The organism is Noviherbaspirillum denitrificans, assembly GCF_002211445.1.
Taxonomy (GTDB): Bacteria; Pseudomonadota; Gammaproteobacteria; order Burkholderiales; family Burkholderiaceae_D; genus Noviherbaspirillum; species Noviherbaspirillum denitrificans.
Map to the genome: position 1 here is coordinate 156,830 of NZ_LSTO01000001.1, position 16,013 is coordinate 172,842.

Sequence of the window (16,013 nt, forward strand, 5' to 3'; positions counted from 1 at the left end):
TTATTCCTGTGCTTCTGCCGGTGCGTCGGTCGCTTGCGCTGCCGCCATTTCCTGCTGCGCGCGTGCTTGTGCCTGGGCTTGCGCCTGCGCATCTGCCTGCGCCTTTGCCTGCTGTTGCGCAAGCTGCGCTTGCTGTGCCTGTTGTGCTTGCTGGTTCAATGCATTCAGCACTTCATTCGTCGGCCCGAACATCTGTGCCACACCATCGCGGAGCAGGAGCAGCTTGTTAGTCACACCGATAACGCTGGTGCGATGTGTAATCAGGACGATTGTCTTGCCGCGCCGGCGAAGATCGAGAATGGCAGCGACAAGCGCTTGCTCACCCACGTCGTCGAGATTGGAATTCGGCTCGTCCAGCACCAGCAACGACGGATCGTCATACAACGCGCGCGCCAGGCCGATTCGCTGCTTCTGACCGCCGGACAGGCCGGCGCCGCCGTCACCCAGAATAGTGTCGTAGCCCTTCGGGAAATGCAGGATCATGTCATGCACGCCTGCACGCTTGGCAGCGGCGATGACCTTTTCGGAGTCCAACTCGCCAAAGCGGGCGATGTTCTCGCTGACCGTGCCGCTGAACAGTTCGATATCCTGCGGCAGGTAACCGATGTGCGGGCCAAGCTCGTCCTTGTTCCACTGGTAGATGTCGGCGCCATCGAGGCGGACCTTGCCTGCTGCGGCAGGCCATACGCCGACGAGCAGGCGGGCCAGGGTCGATTTGCCGGAACCACTGGGGCCGATCACACCGAGTGCGTCGCCGGGCTGGATACCGAAGGTGAGGCCACGTAGCACTGCAACCTGCGCGCCGGGCGGCGCAGCCATGACACTCTCGACGGCGAGCACACCCTGCGGCTTCGGAAGCGTCATGCCAGCCTGCCGAGCCGGATTATCGGACAACAGCTTGGTGAGACGTTCGTAGGCGCTGCGGGTGCTGCTCCAGGACTTCCATACAGCGATGACCTGCTGGACCGGACCGAGCGCCTTACCCATCAGGATCGAAGCGGCAATCATCATGCCGGGTGTGATCTTGCCTTCTACCGCAAGCAGCGCACCGTAGCCAAGCACCAACGATTGCAGGGAGGTCTGGAAGAACTTGGTGATTGCGGTCACCACGCCGGCCTTTTCGCTGGCCTCTCCTTGCAACAAAAGGAAACGGCCATGTATCCTCAGCCACCGGTTCATCAGGTTGGGCAGCATGCCCATCGACTCGATTACTTCCGCATTGCGAAGATTGTTGGTCGCAAGCGTGGAGGATGCGATAGCCAGGGAATTTGCTTCCGCGAGCGGCTTCTTCGAAACCTTTTCATTCACATAGGCGAGCGTGACCAGGATGGCGGTGCCGATCAGGGCGAACACGCCGAGCGACGGCTCGAACAGAAAGATAACCAGCAAGTAAATCGGGAACCATGGCGCATCAAAAAAAGCAAACAGGGCATTTCCTGTCAGGAATTGCCGAATGTTCGTCAGATCTGACAATGCCTGTCCCGCGTTCGTCCCGCCGCGCTTCAGGTTCTGTTCGAAAGCCGCTGTATAGACACGCTTGTTAAGCTGCATGTCCAGCTTGGCGCCGACGCGAACCAGCACGAATGTCCGCACATATTCAAGCGCGCTCATGAACACATACGCCCCGAGCATCATGAACGTCAGCATCAGCAGCGTGATTTCGTTCCGGCTTGGCAATACGCGGTCGTAGACCTGCAGCATGTAAATCGACGGCATCAGCATGATCAGGTTGATGATCGCCGTGAAAATGCCTACCGTTCGGAATGCACTCTTGAATCCAGTGAGCGCTTGGGCAATTTCATTCTTGGGAACCTGGAGCATCGGTTTCATTTTGACTTTCGGGCACTGGCCTGCGAACGTGGGACGGCAGGCACAAGAAAGGAGTCAGGCGCGGACGAAGGATGGCTCGTAGGCGCGCTTCCAAATAAAAAAATGTGACGCAAATCACATTTTGAAGCTTACCATAGGCCAATCTTGCTTACTAGATTTTTTGCCGGTGGAATTTGGCAAACAGCGCGAAATGTCGAGAGTAGCAACGGGCAAAAAGCGGCTTGATATCGACTCACTGCCAAATAACTATGCATTCCGGGATTTTCAGATAGCACTTCATTTTGGACGCACTGGGAGTCCGGGACACTCTTCGCAAGAAATAGCTGAGTCGGTCAGAAGCGTTGAATAGTCCTCTGAAACTCAGGCAATTTGCCTGTCGCTCATTTCGCAGGAGGCTGAGAGTAGCGCAAAAAATCAGGAATGCGCTCGGCCAAGGCCATGTCCATATGCATCTTGTGCAAGCAAGACACCAAGTAGTCCCGGTCGCTTACCAGTTCAATTGCCTTGCTGAAGGCCGTGTCGATTGATTGACCGTATGCCCTGCGAGTCTTGACCCAAACCTCGTCGGGAATTGCCCCCCCAATGATCAATCAGCATTGCCAGGTCAATGGCATCGCGACTTGCAACCGAACGGTCGGTGCATCTGTCGGCGTTAGCGAGCAATTTTTCCGCATACATATCGACACGCGATAACGTTGGTACGCCTAGGGCGACATCCGTACTGCCGCTGACGTCAAACCGGCCCTCGCACACGATTTCGAACTTGATCGGTATGCCGTCCACACACACAAATGTTCGAATGCCGTAGCGGTCCGCGCGCACCTCACGCGCCAGCTCAACCGGACGTGACAGGATGTTGCCAAGCGAAGTATTCGTGATTGTGGTTCGCAATGCGCGATAACCATCAATAGAACTGCACAGGAAGGCGACGTCCACGGACTCGCGGTACTCGCCGAGCAATAGCACGATTGCCGTCCCGCCGCCAAAGTAGCAACCTGACTGGGCGAGAAAATCGGCGTTAATCGATGCGAGGAATCGGGCGATGCGCTGGTGATGGGGCCGGTCAAACAGCAAGATACCGTTGCCATATTGGCGGGTGAGGCGGTCCAACAGAGTACGCTCGTGAGGCTCCATGGCATTTTCGTCAATGAAACGCCAGTTTCTTTCGTACAAGTCGAGCGCCTCCTCACCGGTAATCGCATCTTGTGGATTTCGATTCCATGCGACTAGCCGGAGCTGGGGGAAATCCGCAATGACGAAGGCGTCGTCCGCATCTTTCATAAAACCATTATGCCCATGCATATATCGTTTTCAAACAACGGCATTTTGCGGGAAAACCGGGGTAGTCGGAGCTGCGGAAAATCCCATTGCGGCAACCTGGCCGCAGCTCCGTCAATTATCCTTTGGGCAGCCTCAGCAATTAAATTGCGCTGAATCTGATTGTGTCGCCGTCGTTCAGGAACGCCAGATCAAGCTCATCAATGCCAATAGTTGAGTTAAATGCGCTGGCTGTCTTCGCACGTGCTTCAGCCAACTTGCTGAAGCTGTGCAGGTGCTGCATCGAGAGCAACTGGCAGTAGGCAAGAGGGAGCGCACCTGCTCGACGCACTATCTCGAGGGACTCCAATGGCAGCGCATTAAGCGCAGCCTCATCGATACAATACAGGCCCTCGATCTTACGCTCCCCCGCTCCTTCCTGAACCGTAATTGGCCACGGCTGAATGAGGTGTTGTTCCGCCAGTATTCCGCATACGCGGTCGGTAGCCTCCTTGTTGGCATGCACCTGCATAAGGAACCCGAGCACCTCTGTGACCGATTTGGCTGGATTCCCATTGCTATCGAAAAACGGTTCCCCCTGAACGTCATTCACGAGGCCACTTTCCTCGTCAACAACCAGCACCTTCTCCCCATCCGGTGTAGTCGCCAACTGGAACGGATAGCCTCGATAGGCAGCCGGAATGTAGCCGGCCAACCAGCGTCCGTCCTGTGCAACAAACAGGTTCTCCCCGGTTTCGAAACCCAGCACGGCGACGGGCTGATACCGGTCGCCTTGTCTGACGAACCCTATGGGCAGGTGCATCAGGGCTCGCGGGATCTCCTGCATGACGAGCGGCGCAATAAGGTCCTTGGCTGCAAATACGTAGCTGTCATAACGCCTCCAGAACTTGTTTCCGAAAGTCGTTTTGGAAATGGCTTGATATTTAGGCATGTTATTCCTTACACGTTCCGCAAGACATTCATAACCGGAGAAAGCATGTCGAAACTCTCCTTGGCCGCGCGCACCACCTTGCCTTGCTTGACCTGCTTTCATCCTCTGAAGCACACTCAATCGGCAGGGAGGCTGCGGGCCAAATCGATAATAATCCTACCGCTCTCAGGTGACCATTAACGCCTTGAGAATCGGCAAGCGCTTCTCAAAGAATTCAACGGCCTGCCTTTGGAGTTCAGCGATGTTTTCCTCCGGAGTTTCGAGTGCCTTTCCTTCCTTCGTCAGACGCTGATTAAGATTTTCAAGGTACTCCCAGGCGAACTTGACACATTCTTCCGGCGACTTGCGTCCGTTGTTCTTCGCAAGCAGGAACATTTGCTGAAAGCGATTGACTGGAACTGCCGCACCAGTAAGCGGAGCGGCAAGGTATCCAACATCATGGCTTCCGCGACTCGCTTGCAGGAGGTGCGCGTTTAACTTGTCGCACTGCTTCTTCGCCTTGGAAATGCCGAGCTCGTCCTGAACCGGTGCCAGATCATTCTTGCCGACAAGGATCATGACAGCTTGAAGTATCTGCGGGAGGCTCAGTCCCTTGGCCTTGGTCATCTGCTCAAGTTGATTCAAGGTTTTCGGCTTGTGGTCGCTCATCGCCTCCAGCAAGGGGCAATAGATTCCTTCATTCAGCGTTGCATCGCCAATGTACCCGCTCACCTTCAATTCAACGTTCTCAGGAGAATTGACGAGGATGACTTGCTGCTGCCTCAAAGCCTCAACACGTTCGACAGGATTCAACCTGCGTCCGCCCTTTATCCAATAGTCCCTTCTGAACTGCGTATTGCACATGAAGTCCCTGACTGCTTCACGGAACATGGCGTCGGGAATTTCCTTCAAAAACGCCTGCTGTTCCGTGGACAGGTTTACCGCGTCGACGTGATCAACATAGTGTGCCGAACATGCAAAGTTGAGTTTCGCACCGGCCAGCCACTCGGCCATTCTCGAAAAGGTCATCGGATGCCAGTCACGATTGAAGTACTCGTGCGCGAGATAGCTCCGGTTCTGGTCTTTCATGCGCTTGATTCGTTCCCCCACGACCGGGTTGACCCGTCCAAAGATCGGATCTGTTGCCAGCAGCCGCTCAGCGAAATCGAGAGCACTGTCAATCCGACTGACGATCCCCTGCCCTGGTGCGGCCATTACTTGGGCATGTTCGGTGAGAAGGCCTCGCATGGGCAACATGGCAGCCCAGCCAGGCTGGGTGTTGTAGCTGATATAAAGGACGCCACCGACTTTCAGCTTGCGCCGGATGAAATCGACAATGACGCTGCGGTTCTCGTCCGAGATCCAGCTCCAGATTCCATGCAGGCCGATATAGTCAAAATCAGGAAGATCCGAGCGATTGCAGAACTCTGCAAACGCTTCGTCATGCAGATGCAACCGCGCCCCCGATTGCCGCGCAAGTTCCTGGGCAAAATTCGCCTGGGCGGGATTGAAGTCGGTTCCATAATGAGCAATAGACGATGCGGCTGCATGCATATTTACACTCACCCCTTGCCCGAAGCCGAGCTCGCAAGCCGACTCGACATTGGGAAACGCATAGCCGGAACTCAATAACGGCAGGCGCAACCGCAGCGGGTTAAGTTCCGTGTAATAGCCAAAGGTATAGCCAATGTCGGCTACGTAACCAGCGGTCCAATCTGACATGTATTCCTCGAATTTCTAGAATTTGCGTGTAGACAACGAAGCGTCCGCTAATGAAAAACCCCGCATCCCAAATGGGACGCGGGGTTCGACCACTTCTTGCTTCCGGCTTTGACCGGAAGCACCCATGAAGAGTTTAGAAGTTGATGTTGGTCTCGGAGATGGTAGCAACACCAGCCAGCTTGATGACGATGTCGTCAGCAGCCGTGAAGTTACCGTCCTTGTTGGCATCGATGAACACGTAGGTGTCACCGGTACCAGCCTGGGAGATTGCAACACCGCGGTTACCAGCCGGATCGTTGAACAGGCTAGCAATGCTGGTCAGGTCAACTGCGGTGGTCGCGATCTTGACGTTGACGTCAACCACGCCGCGTTGTGCGCCGGAGAAGTTGAAGTTGGTCAGGTCGAGACGGTCGTCAGTTGCAGCAGCACCGGTCTTGAAGTTGGTGATGGAGTCGAAACCGGTGTCAGCAGCCAGGGTAACCTTGCCATCCTTGCTGGTGTCGCTGATTTGCGAATCCGTTGCCGCCTTCAGGACGAAGGTGTCACGTACAGCTGCGGTAGCGTTAGCAATGAAGGTCACTGCGTCAGCGCCCTTGCCGGTGTAGACGATGTCACCAGCCTTGGAGCCAGCGTAGGTGTCAACGCCATCGCCGCCAGTGAACGCAACCGACTTGGTGTGCGTGGACAGGTCGATCTTGGTACCGCCGGTGTTTGCGGTAGCATCGATCTTGCTGACAACACCGATCGTCGTCACGCCGGACAGGTCAACCTTGGCATCGCCCTTGATGGTGACGGTTTCTGCAGCAGCAGCAACGAACTTGGCAGTCAGGGTGTAGGCGGAAGACTTCGCACCAGTGACGCCACCGTCGGTCGAAGCAACCTTCGCATCAACAACCAGGTTTTCAACGCCAGCGACAGTGACGGTCTGCGCATTGATGTTGCCGTCAGAAGCGTCATCCTTGTTGGCGTCATTCATTTGAGCAACGAGGGTGAAGGTTTCTGCGTCGCCCTTAGCGGTCGTGCCGGTATAGTCCTTGCCAGTCACAGTGATGTTCTTGACGACATCGAAGTCAGCGTTGGTCTTTGCCTTGCTGGAGATGGTCAGAGTGAACGTATCTGCTGCGTTCTTGAAGTCAACGTCACCAGCCAGAGCACCAGCGATAGCTTCGTCGATCTGGACGGTAGCAAAGCTGTTCAGCGAAACGTCGTAGTTGCCCGTGCCGCCGGAAACGTCCAGGGTTTCGAAGTTGGTGATGTACTTCGAAGTGGTTGCATCCAGCTTGGAGCCGTCGGTGATGTTGATGATGTCGGTGCCATCGCCGCCATTCGCGCCCTTGTCGAACGCTGCCAGGTTCGCGCCCGTGAACAGGGTGTCGTTACCAGCACCCAGATTAGCGGACGAACCGACCGTTGCAACAGCAGAAGCATTGATCACGTCATTGCCGGTGCCTGTGGTGACGGTCACAGCCTTGGCAGCTTGGGTCAGGGTCGCCTTGATTGCGCCGGTGGAAGCGGAAGCGTCCAGCTTGGTAGCAACAGCCAGTGCGGTGCCAGTCAGGTCAACGGAACCAGCGCCAGTAACAGTAACCGAGGTCAGCGTCGCAGCGCTGTCAGCGAAGTTGATTGCATTGGTGCCGGTTGCAGCGATGGTCGCGGTCGTGAGAACGTCAGCGTTCGTGGAGTCAACCTTAACGAAAGCATTGTTCGCAGTGATGTTTGCGGTCGTTGCCTTGCTTGCGTTATCAACACCGAGGTCAAGGGTGATAGCAGCAGTGCTGGTACCAACCGTGTCCAGGTTCAGTGCCAGAGTCGTTGCGGAGCCAGCGGTGCCGCCGATGGACACGTTCTGGTTCTGGGACTTGATTGCCAGGGAGGCGATGGTACCGATGTTGTTGATAACACCAGCGGTCGTGCTGTCAGCAACGGTGATGGCGGTTGCGCCGGTGGTATTGGCCAGGTCCATCTTTGCGCCAGCAGCTGCGAAGCGCAGGTTCAGGTTCTCGATGTTCTTGATCGAGGAAGCAACGGTTGCACCTTGTGCCAGCGTTGCAACCAGGGTGTCGGTACCGTCGCCGCCGTCGAGTACGTCAACGTTCTGCAGGGTGTTGGTCAGCGTACCTGCGCCGTCTTGTGCTGCGGAAGCGGTAAAGGTGTCGTTGCCCGTGCCACCGACGAAGTTCGCGCCGCTGTCCTGGTTGACGGTCAGGGTGAAGCTCTTGCCGACTGCGCTGGAAGCGCCGGTCTTGGCGGCTTCAACGGTAGCAGCATCCTTGGTCACGCCGACGAGGATGTTGGTAGCAGCGGTAACGTCGTTGCCGCCCTTTTCAACTGCGTAGTACAGGCCAACGGTAACCTTGTTCTCGAACAGTGCCTTGGAGTCACGAGCAGCAACCGAGGTCGCATCGGTGCCGGTGCCAGCGAAGCTGCGAACTGCGGTGATCATTTCGGAGATCACAGCACCCTTGGTTGCACCAGCGTTCAGCTTGGAGGTCCAGTATGCCAGGCCGTCTGCGTCAGCGGTGCGGCCGAGGACGTTGGTGTAGAAACGGCCGATGATTTCTTCGTTCGTCAGGAACGTCGGGTAGGTAGCACGAGCCGGATCGGTGTTGTACATCTCTTGTGCAACTTGAGCAACGGTCTTGCCGGCGTCGAGTTGGTTAACCCAGTAGCCCAGGCCGTCACGCTCAGGGGCGCGGCCAAACAGGGCGACGTACAGGTTAGCAACGTCAGTACGCATTTGAGTGGTAATTGCCATGTAAAAACTCCCAAAAGGAAAAGTTAAGAATCCCAGCGAAGCCAGCTTTTGTTGAATTTCAGCTAGTTGCTGTTGCGTATAGTATTGAGTCGGGTAAAGAATAAATGTGATGGCTGTCACACCAATTCTTTTTTTGACTAAAAACAACACGCGGTGGGACATTGGTGCTTGTACAACGCACGCGATTCTAACGCAGTAATGTTGTCACAGTCCAACAGATGTGGCGTTTTGGAATCGGTTTTGTGGGGATTTGATTAAGAAGAGCAATGGTTTAATGCGAAAACCGCGCATTTCCACTCATTGCTTATGAAAAATTAATCTAAAGAATAGTGTGGATTGTGCGGAACTTGCGGCTTCTAGTCGTCGTATTTTCGTAACAACGGGTATTTTTTAGGTGACTGGAAGCAAGTTTTTAGGCTCATTGCTTGTCTTTTCGTTGCAGATTGGGGCTTGGCGCCTTTCAGCTCATGCTTCATGTCACTGGATCCCGGCGTTCGCCGGGATGACTTCTCTAGGTATTGGGCTTGCTTGAGCTGTAGTTCGGGAGCGCTTCCATTTTTGCGGGGTGATACGGGATCGCCAAATTCGACTTGAACTGATTCTTGTTGGAGGCGATTTGCGGAGTGGCGCGGCGTAGACTGCGGGGCGTTCGAGATGCAGGCTTTAGGTGGGTTTCGCTTCGCTCTACGCCACCCTACGGGCCTGGGGATTGACCGGGGCCGGGTTGTTGTTATGGTCAGAAGCGGTAGCGGAGGCCTACGCTCAGGCTCTTGCCGCTTTGGCGGAACAGGGCCAGGTTCGACTTGAAGCGGTTGTCCTCGGCGAGCAGTTGCAGGTCCATGTCGGCACTGACCGGTGCCACGACTGAAAACCGGATGGTGTGGCGGTCTAGTGTGCGGGCGGCGTTCTGTTCCAGCAGCGGACTGTAACCCTCATCGTCGCGCGCCTCGGCGACGGTCATGCTGAGGTCGGCGCGGGCGCCCCATGCGAGGGGCATGCCGACCTGGCCGATCAATTCCTTGTGGCGGGTCTGGCCGCCGGCACGTGGTCCGGTCGGGTCGTCGAAGCCGACGCGGCCGATCAGGATGGTCTGGACAGGGAGTTGGCCGGCTTTCCAGTCGCAGGCGATGCCGCCCTGTCCCCAGATGACGTTGGCGTCGAGGGTCTTGAGCGTGGTGTAACGCCGCCATTCCAGTTCTGCGCTTCCGCCGAGGCGGCAGCCTTCCATGGGCCGCTCGATCTGGGCGATGGCGCGCAGGTTGTTCAGCAGCGAGCTGCCGCCCAGCCAGAGGCGTTCCAGATGCAGCCATGCGCTGGCGTCGCCCAGCAGGGTTGCCCGGTGGAGGCCGGCGCTGGCGTTGGCGCTGATGGTCGAGAAGTTCTTTTCGTGCAGGTACTCGCGGCTGCGCACACCTACCGACAGTTCGGCAATACTGCTGCCGAGACGCGTGCGGTAACGCGTGCCGACGCCGGCTTGCATGAAGTGGTCAGTGCGCGCCTGGAACGAGGGATCGAGTATGAGGTTGATCCGGTCCGCGCCGAAGGTCAGCGGAATGGCGCTGGTTTGCAGGCCGCTGTTGGCATTGGTGTCGACGCCGTACAGGAAGTCAACATGCGACTGCCACGGCGACTCGCTGCTGCGCGCCGTCATGCGGGCACGGTAACGCGAGACGACGACCCGCACCGAAGGCGGCGGGTTGAATTGCGATTCGACGTAGTCGAAGTAGCCGGCCGCACTGGTGATATTGCCCGTCTCGGCGGAGGCGATGGCGAGGTCAAGCCAGGCGCCGGCATTGTCGGGCTGCATAAGGACGACGCGTTCGAGCGCGGTGACCGCGGTGGCGTAGTCGGCGAGCTTCAGCGCCAGGATGCCGAGCAGGTTGAAGTAGGCCGGGTCGTCGCTGTGGCCGGCCTGGACTGCCTGCAGGGCAGACAGGGCTTCGGCGTAGTTGCCTTGTTCGACATGGGCGCGGATGCCGGGGTAGGCGTCGAGGTCGGCCGGGGCGATGCCGTTGAGCGAGGTGGATGGCACGGGTGCTGCTGATTGCGCGTGCGCGGGGGCAGCGGCTGCCATGATGACAATGGCGGTCGCAATCAATGCACCTCGTAGGGTGGGTAGAGCGGAGCGAAACCCACCAGTGGCTCCAGTCTCGCCATGTTGGTGGGTTTCGCTTCGCTCTACCCACCCTACGATTCTTGTGTTTTCGGGCGTGTCGCTCATCAATTGGGGCAGTACAGCGTGACGGGTTGCGTGCGGCCACGGACCGGGACGGTGCCCAGGACGCGCAGCGGCGCGGCTCCCAACGCTTCGGCGCAGGTGTGGCCGATCAATATGGGTTCGTTGTAAGTTGTGGTCAATCCTTCAAGCCGGCTGGCAAGGATAACCGGTTCGCCGAGCGCCGTGAAGGTGCGGCGGTGCGCGGACCCGAAATTGCCGACCAGCGCGAGGCCGGTTTCGAGGCCGATGCCGACCTTGATGGGCTGGAGGCCGAGCTCTTCGCAGAAGGGCGCAAGGGCTGCCATGCGGCGCTGGATGTCCTGCGCGGCCGCGAGCGCATGGGCGGCGTGGTCGGAGTCGTCATCGGGGGCGTTCCAGAAGGCCATGACGGCGTCGCCGATGAATTTGTCGATCGTGCCCTGTTGGCTGACCACCGCTTCGGCCATGTCGGTGAACACGCGCTGCATGAGGCGGGCCACGACTTCAGGGGTGCTGTTTTCGCTGAGGCCGGCGAAGCCATGGATGTCGGCGAAGAGGACGGTGATTTCACGGCGCGAGGCGTCGACTGCGGTATTCAGGTGGCCGAAGGCAGTGAGGCGGTCGGCGACCGGGCGCGGCAGGTAGGCGGCGAGCAGCGCGATGACGCCGGCGCGGTCGCGGCCGGCCCGGTACAGCTCGGCGGACAGGATCAGCAGGACGGCGAGCGGGGGAAAGACGAGCAGCGGCGACAGCGGCAGCAGGAGGTTGAAGGATTTCAGCGCGACCATGGCACCGGTTGCGGCACTGCCCCAGGTGAAGAGGAGCCACGCGGGGAAGACCACCGCGCGCTGAACGGGTTTGTCGGCGTGTCCGAGCAGGAAGGCCAGCAACAAGGCGAAGGGCAGCAGGAGCACGCCGTCGAGCGTGATTCCCCAGTAAGGCACATAACTGAAATCGCCATCCAGCAGCGCGGAGAGGATCTCGGCGTGGGGCTCGAGGCCGGCGGCGACGGGACCGAGCGGTGTGGCGATCACGTCCGACAGGCCCAACGCGGTCGCGCCCATGAGGACGACGACGCCCTTGAGGACGGCGGGATCCGGCTTGTGCTGCAGGACGTCGGTGGCGGAGACCGAGGTCCAGTCGTCGCGCGCGTGGCGGTAGGGAACGATCATGGTGCCGTCGATGCCAAGCGGGAGCGTGACAAGCGTGGCGCCGTCGTCGGTCTGCATGGCCAGTTCCCATGCCGGGGCAAACGGGCCGGCTCCGCGCTGCATGTTGAGGCGCGGGCTGTCGACCATGCCGGCAAACGTGGCAAGGGCGAGGCTGGGCCGGCAGTCGGACGTGGAGCAGACCACCGGCGGCAATCTGCGCACCGCGCCGTCGGAATCGAAAATCGGGGTGATGTGGCCGACGCGGCCGGGGAGCAATCCGGCATGATTGGTCACGACCGGCACGCCGCGCACCTTGGGTGCGCCGGGCTCGGCGCGCACCGGCACTGCTGGCGGAAGGACGAAATTGAGCGCCGCGAGGTTGCGCTGGTCGAGGTCGAAGACGACGGCGCCGGTGACCTCGGGCCGGCGCAGTTGCTCGGCGAGCACGTCGTCGTTGGCGCGCTGTTCGGGAAATACCATGTCGACCGCGATCGCGGCGACGCCGTAATCATCGATCAGGGTCTTGAGCAGGCGCGCGATCGTATCGCGCGGCCAGGGCCATGCACCGACTTCGGACAGGCTGCGCTCGTCGACGTCGACAATGACAAGGCGGGCTTCGGGATTCGGCTGGATGGAAAAACGGATGCGCCAGTCATTGAGCGCGTGGTCAACCCGGGTGAACAAACCCGGGAAGACGGAGGGAGCAATCAGGGCCGCGCAGAGCGAGACGCCGAGCAGGAAGTACCGCAGCATCAGCCGTCAGTGGCCGGCGGAAATCAGCGGTACCAGCGAGTCGCGCCCACTACGCTCAGGCTGTTGGTGACGTCACGCTGGAACACGTAGGCCGCCTGGCTGGCGTCGGTCGACAGCGCGCCCTGCAGCTTGGTTCCAGTCGAATTGGCATCGGCCCGCAGTTCGCCCTGCCAGGTGACCTGTCCGGAAGACTGCACCGAGACCGGGGTGTGGCCGTTGCTGTTGACTGTCAACGAGGTGTCGAAACGCTTGGCGCCGAAGTCGATGGTCAGGCTGGGCGAGGTCACCTGCGCAGCGGTCAGGGTCTTGCCTTCCATCATGTAGGCTTCTGCGTCGCCGAGCTGGAATTTCGCGACACCGCTGTTGGGCACGAAGATGGTTCCGGCTTCACGCACGATGCCGAAGACTTCATTGCCCACCGCGAGTTCGCGGCCGGGTGCGAGTGCATTGACGAAGCTGCTGCTTTCCTGGCCGGGCTGGATGTAGCTGGCCCAGCGGCCCCACCAGAATTTCTGGGCGGGCGCGGGAACGGCGGTATCCGGAACAGTGGGACCTGCTACTGCATCCACCTTGTTCTTGATGCTGTCGACGGCTGCCTCGCGGATCGGGTCGCGCGAATCGAGGCCGGAGTTGGACTTGGATTGCTTGTCGGCTGCCGGACGCGGTTCTTCGGGACGCGGTGGTGCGAGCAGGTTCGGCGATTCGAGCGCCTTCTCGGCGGGCACGAGCAACGGTGCTTCGTTACGGTTGCGCAGCTCCAGATAGGCGTCGCGCATGGCGGCGGTCAGGACACGACTGGCGGCGGATTTACAGGGACCGAGCGTGCTGGCGAGGCAGTCGGCGGCCAGCGGGGCCATGACGACGGCGCCGCTCTGGACGGTCACGCGGGTGATGTCGGCGGCGGCCTGCACCACGAAGTCGGTGCCACGAATACCGATCGCGGCCAGCGGGGTGTTGAGGCGGTAGTTTTCCTTGGAAGCTTCGCCGGCGCGGCCGGTGATGCTGCGCGCGACGCCCTTTTCGAGCACGAACTTGATGCGGTTGTTGGCCGGGTTGGCGGCGTCGTACTTGTAATCTTCAATGCGCAGGCGGGATTGCGGGCGGATGCTGACGAAGGCGCCGTCGACCATGCGCAGATGGATGTGGCCGGTCGTGCCGGTCTCCAGCACCTGGCCGGCGTTGATGTTGTCGCCGCGCGCCACATTGTGCGATTTGCCGTCTTCCCCGATGACGCTGGCGTCACCAATGACAAAGGACACCGAGCCGGCGAGATCGGCGGCGAGCGCGCAGGCGGAACTCACTGTCATACAGACCAGTAACGCAAACTTCTTCCAGCTAGTCGACACGACCGGTTGCATCTTGTCCCTCTTCTACACGCAAAAAACGCCGATATTTGGGGAAAAAGTATAACAGTATTGGATTGCCGGGGGGCATATTTGGCCGGATTGTTGTTTTGAACGCGGGAAATTGCGAGAAAATCAAGGAAATTGATGGTTTTTCTATTTTTTTTGACTGCAGTTTGTGGTGGGTTTCGCTGCGCTCTACCCACCCTACGTGGTTTCGGCGGAAAAATTATTGGCCGGAAAGGATAGGCTTGAGCAATAATTGAGGTTCGACAAGTTGTCCAACTGCTTGAAGTTATTGCATTTTTACCGCTACAACCGGCATACGCCGCTGCTGTTACCTGACGCTACATGCCCATCCCGATCGAAACCGCCGCCAACATTCCTCTGTTCAAGGGTCTTGACCAGGAAACGCTGACGACCGTCGCTGGACTGATGAGCAGCCGTACCTACCTGAGCCATGACATCGTGCTGCGCAAGGGTGATTCGGGCGACGGCCTGGCTTTCCTGTTGCAGGGCAAGCTGCAGGTGGTGGACGTGACCGAGGACGGTCGTGAAATCGGCATCCATTTCATTTCGCCGGGCGCCTATTTCGGCGAGTTGTCGGTGATCGACGGCCAGCCGCGGTCGGCATCGGTGGTGTCGGTGAAGACGTCCGAGGTCGCCTTCCTCCCCGCCGCGCAGGCAAAGGCACTGATTTTCAACCGTCCGCTGATCGCGGAACGCTTCCTGATCCATTTCGCGCAGATCGTGCGCGCGTCGTCGCGCCAGCGCACGCTGCTGAGCATTCCGAATGCCTTCCAGCGCGTATTTGCGCAGCTGCAGCAGTTCGTCCGCGATACCAACGAGGGAAGCCAGGTGATCGAAGGCCTGCCGAAGCAGCATGAGATCGCGATCATGGTGAACACCAGCCGCGAAACCGTGTCGCGCGCGCTGCATACCCTGATGAAGATGAACATCGTCGAGAAGAAGGGTGCGATCCTGATCGTACATCGCCCGGACCAGCTCAAGAATGCGGCGAATGTGGGACTGGAAGAACTGCCCCAGTCCAACGGCACGGCAAAGAAAGTCCAGAAGTCCGAGAAGGCCGAGCCCTCCGAAAAGGCGGCGTGAGTCCGCCTGCCTGACTGTTTGGCAAGAAGCGCGGGGCGCGTTATAGTGCAGCCCCACGCCTTCGGCCCGCCGCAACGGTGGCCGGAGCATAACAATGACCAGCCCATGGCCTTTGCCTTCCAGCCTTCCCGCTCGCAACGAATCCGCGACGCATTCCTCGATGAGCGCTCACCGGCGCTTTGCTATGCCGTAGCGGCGCTGCTGGCCATTGTTTTCATTGCCTACCTGTTCCCGCTTTCCTTCCTTGCAGGCCACGGCGCATTTTTCGAAAGCGGGGATGCGTCGCAACATGTCGGCGGCTGGCTGTTCTATGTGCGCGACGAGTGGCGTTTTCCGCTGCTCTTCACGGAGCGCCTGAACCACCCGTCGGGGGCCAACATTGCCTTTACCGACAGCATTCCCCTTGCGGCGCTGGTGTTCAAGGCGATATCGCGGTGGCTGCCGGCGGGCTTCCATTACTTCGGGGTGTGGCATGCGCTGGCCTTCTTCACGCAGGCATTGGCGGCGGTTTTCCTGATCCGTGCGTTGGGCGCGCGGCATCTGCTCGCTGCAGTGTGCGCGGCCTTCCTTGCCCTGACCTGGCCGGCGCTGTTGTGGCGGATCGGGCATCCGTCGCTGATGACGCAAGGAATCATCCTGGCGGCGTTCGCGGTGTACTTTCTTGGTCGGCAACGAAGATGGGGCAGCAATGCCGCCAGCAGTGCGCTGGCGGCGCTGGCCTTGGGTGGATTGCTGGTGCATCCGTATTTTTTTGCGTTCTGCTATCCGCTGTTCCTGGCCTTTCTCGCGGAGCAGGCAATGGATGGCGAGGGATGGCGGCCGCAGTTCTTGCGGCTCGCTTTGTCGATCGCGGCGATACTGGCAGTCGGCTATGTGCTCGGCTATTTCGGGCACGGCGGCACGACCACCTTCGGCTACGGCTACTACTCGGCCAACCTGGACACGCCGTTCTGCGGCGGGG

11 protein-coding genes are annotated in these 16,013 nt (G+C 59.2%); 3 read left to right on the plus strand and 8 right to left on the minus strand.

The window, feature by feature from the left end:
- Window positions 1–1,722: a type I secretion system permease/ATPase gene (locus AYR66_RS00790; protein ID WP_420093121.1), complete on the minus strand. Its 1,722-nt coding sequence runs from the start codon at window positions 1,720–1,722 to the stop codon at window positions 1–3.
- Here AYR66_RS00790 and AYR66_RS30535 point away from each other — a divergent pair.
- A complete protein-coding gene (locus AYR66_RS30535) occupies window positions 1,618–1,938 on the plus strand; it encodes a hypothetical protein (RefSeq protein WP_420093122.1) in 321 nt (106 codons plus the stop codon). The genes AYR66_RS00790 and AYR66_RS30535 overlap by 105 nt on opposite strands.
- A gap of 387 nt (window positions 1,939–2,325) precedes the next feature.
- Here the strand turns inward: AYR66_RS30535 and AYR66_RS00795 are convergent, their stop codons facing one another.
- The 7 genes from AYR66_RS00795 to AYR66_RS00830 all read right to left on the minus strand — a co-directional run bounded on the left by AYR66_RS00795 (window position 2,326) and on the right by AYR66_RS00830 (window position 13,954).
- Window positions 2,326–3,111 (minus strand): nucleotidyl transferase AbiEii/AbiGii toxin family protein, encoded by a 786-nt coding sequence (locus AYR66_RS00795; protein ID WP_206047006.1) that lies wholly within the window; start codon window positions 3,109–3,111, stop codon window positions 2,326–2,328.
- Between the two features lie 139 nt (window positions 3,112–3,250).
- On the minus strand, window positions 3,251–4,039 hold the full coding sequence (locus tag AYR66_RS00805; protein WP_170942022.1) for a SapC family protein: 789 nt from the start codon (window positions 4,037–4,039) through the stop codon (window positions 3,251–3,253).
- 165 nt (window positions 4,040–4,204) lie between these two features.
- Window positions 4,205–5,740, minus strand: coding sequence for a class I SAM-dependent methyltransferase (locus tag AYR66_RS00810; protein ID WP_088705921.1), 1,536 nt, complete (start codon window positions 5,738–5,740; stop codon window positions 4,205–4,207).
- A 133-nt stretch (window positions 5,741–5,873) separates the two neighbouring features.
- Window positions 5,874–8,495 (minus strand): DUF4214 domain-containing protein, encoded by a 2,622-nt coding sequence (locus AYR66_RS00815; RefSeq protein WP_170942023.1) that lies wholly within the window; start codon window positions 8,493–8,495, stop codon window positions 5,874–5,876.
- 736 nt (window positions 8,496–9,231) lie between these two features.
- Window positions 9,232–10,593, minus strand: coding sequence for a tetratricopeptide repeat protein (locus AYR66_RS00820; protein ID WP_170942024.1), 1,362 nt, complete (start codon window positions 10,591–10,593; stop codon window positions 9,232–9,234).
- Between the two features lie 122 nt (window positions 10,594–10,715).
- Window positions 10,716–12,596, minus strand: coding sequence for a CHASE2 domain-containing protein (locus tag AYR66_RS00825; RefSeq protein WP_088705924.1), 1,881 nt, complete (start codon window positions 12,594–12,596; stop codon window positions 10,716–10,718).
- Between the two features lie 23 nt (window positions 12,597–12,619).
- Entirely contained in the window at window positions 12,620–13,954 is a 1,335-nt protein-coding gene (locus tag AYR66_RS00830) for a FecR family protein (protein WP_088705925.1), read from the minus strand.
- A gap of 336 nt (window positions 13,955–14,290) precedes the next feature.
- On the opposite strand from AYR66_RS00830, the gene AYR66_RS00835 reads away from it, so the two are divergent.
- Window positions 14,291–15,052: a Crp/Fnr family transcriptional regulator gene (locus AYR66_RS00835; protein ID WP_088705926.1), complete on the plus strand. Its 762-nt coding sequence runs from the start codon at window positions 14,291–14,293 to the stop codon at window positions 15,050–15,052.
- Between the two features lie 105 nt (window positions 15,053–15,157).
- Window positions 15,158–16,013 (plus strand): DUF6311 domain-containing protein (locus AYR66_RS29195; protein WP_206047007.1); only part of this gene is annotated, 856 nt, incomplete at its 3' end.

Coding starts and splice junctions, on each gene's coding strand:
- AYR66_RS00790 (WP_420093121.1), bottom strand. CDS start 1,722: ATGCTGATGCCGTCGATTTACATGCTGCAGGTCTACGACCGCGTATTG.
- AYR66_RS00795 (WP_206047006.1), bottom strand. CDS start 3,111: ATGAAAGATGCGGACGACGCCTTCGTCATTGCGGATTTCCCCCAGCTC.
- AYR66_RS00805 (WP_170942022.1), bottom strand. CDS start 4,039: ATGCCTAAATATCAAGCCATTTCCAAAACGACTTTCGGAAACAAGTTC.
- AYR66_RS00810 (WP_088705921.1), bottom strand. CDS start 5,740: ATGTCAGATTGGACCGCTGGTTACGTAGCCGACATTGGCTATACCTTT.
- AYR66_RS00815 (WP_170942023.1), bottom strand. CDS start 8,495: ATGGCAATTACCACTCAAATGCGTACTGACGTTGCTAACCTGTACGTC.
- AYR66_RS00825 (WP_088705924.1), bottom strand. CDS start 12,596: ATGCTGCGGTACTTCCTGCTCGGCGTCTCGCTCTGCGCGGCCCTGATT.
- AYR66_RS00830 (WP_088705925.1), bottom strand. CDS start 13,954: ATGCAACCGGTCGTGTCGACTAGCTGGAAGAAGTTTGCGTTACTGGTC.
- AYR66_RS00835 (WP_088705926.1), top strand. CDS start 14,291: ATGCCCATCCCGATCGAAACCGCCGCCAACATTCCTCTGTTCAAGGGT.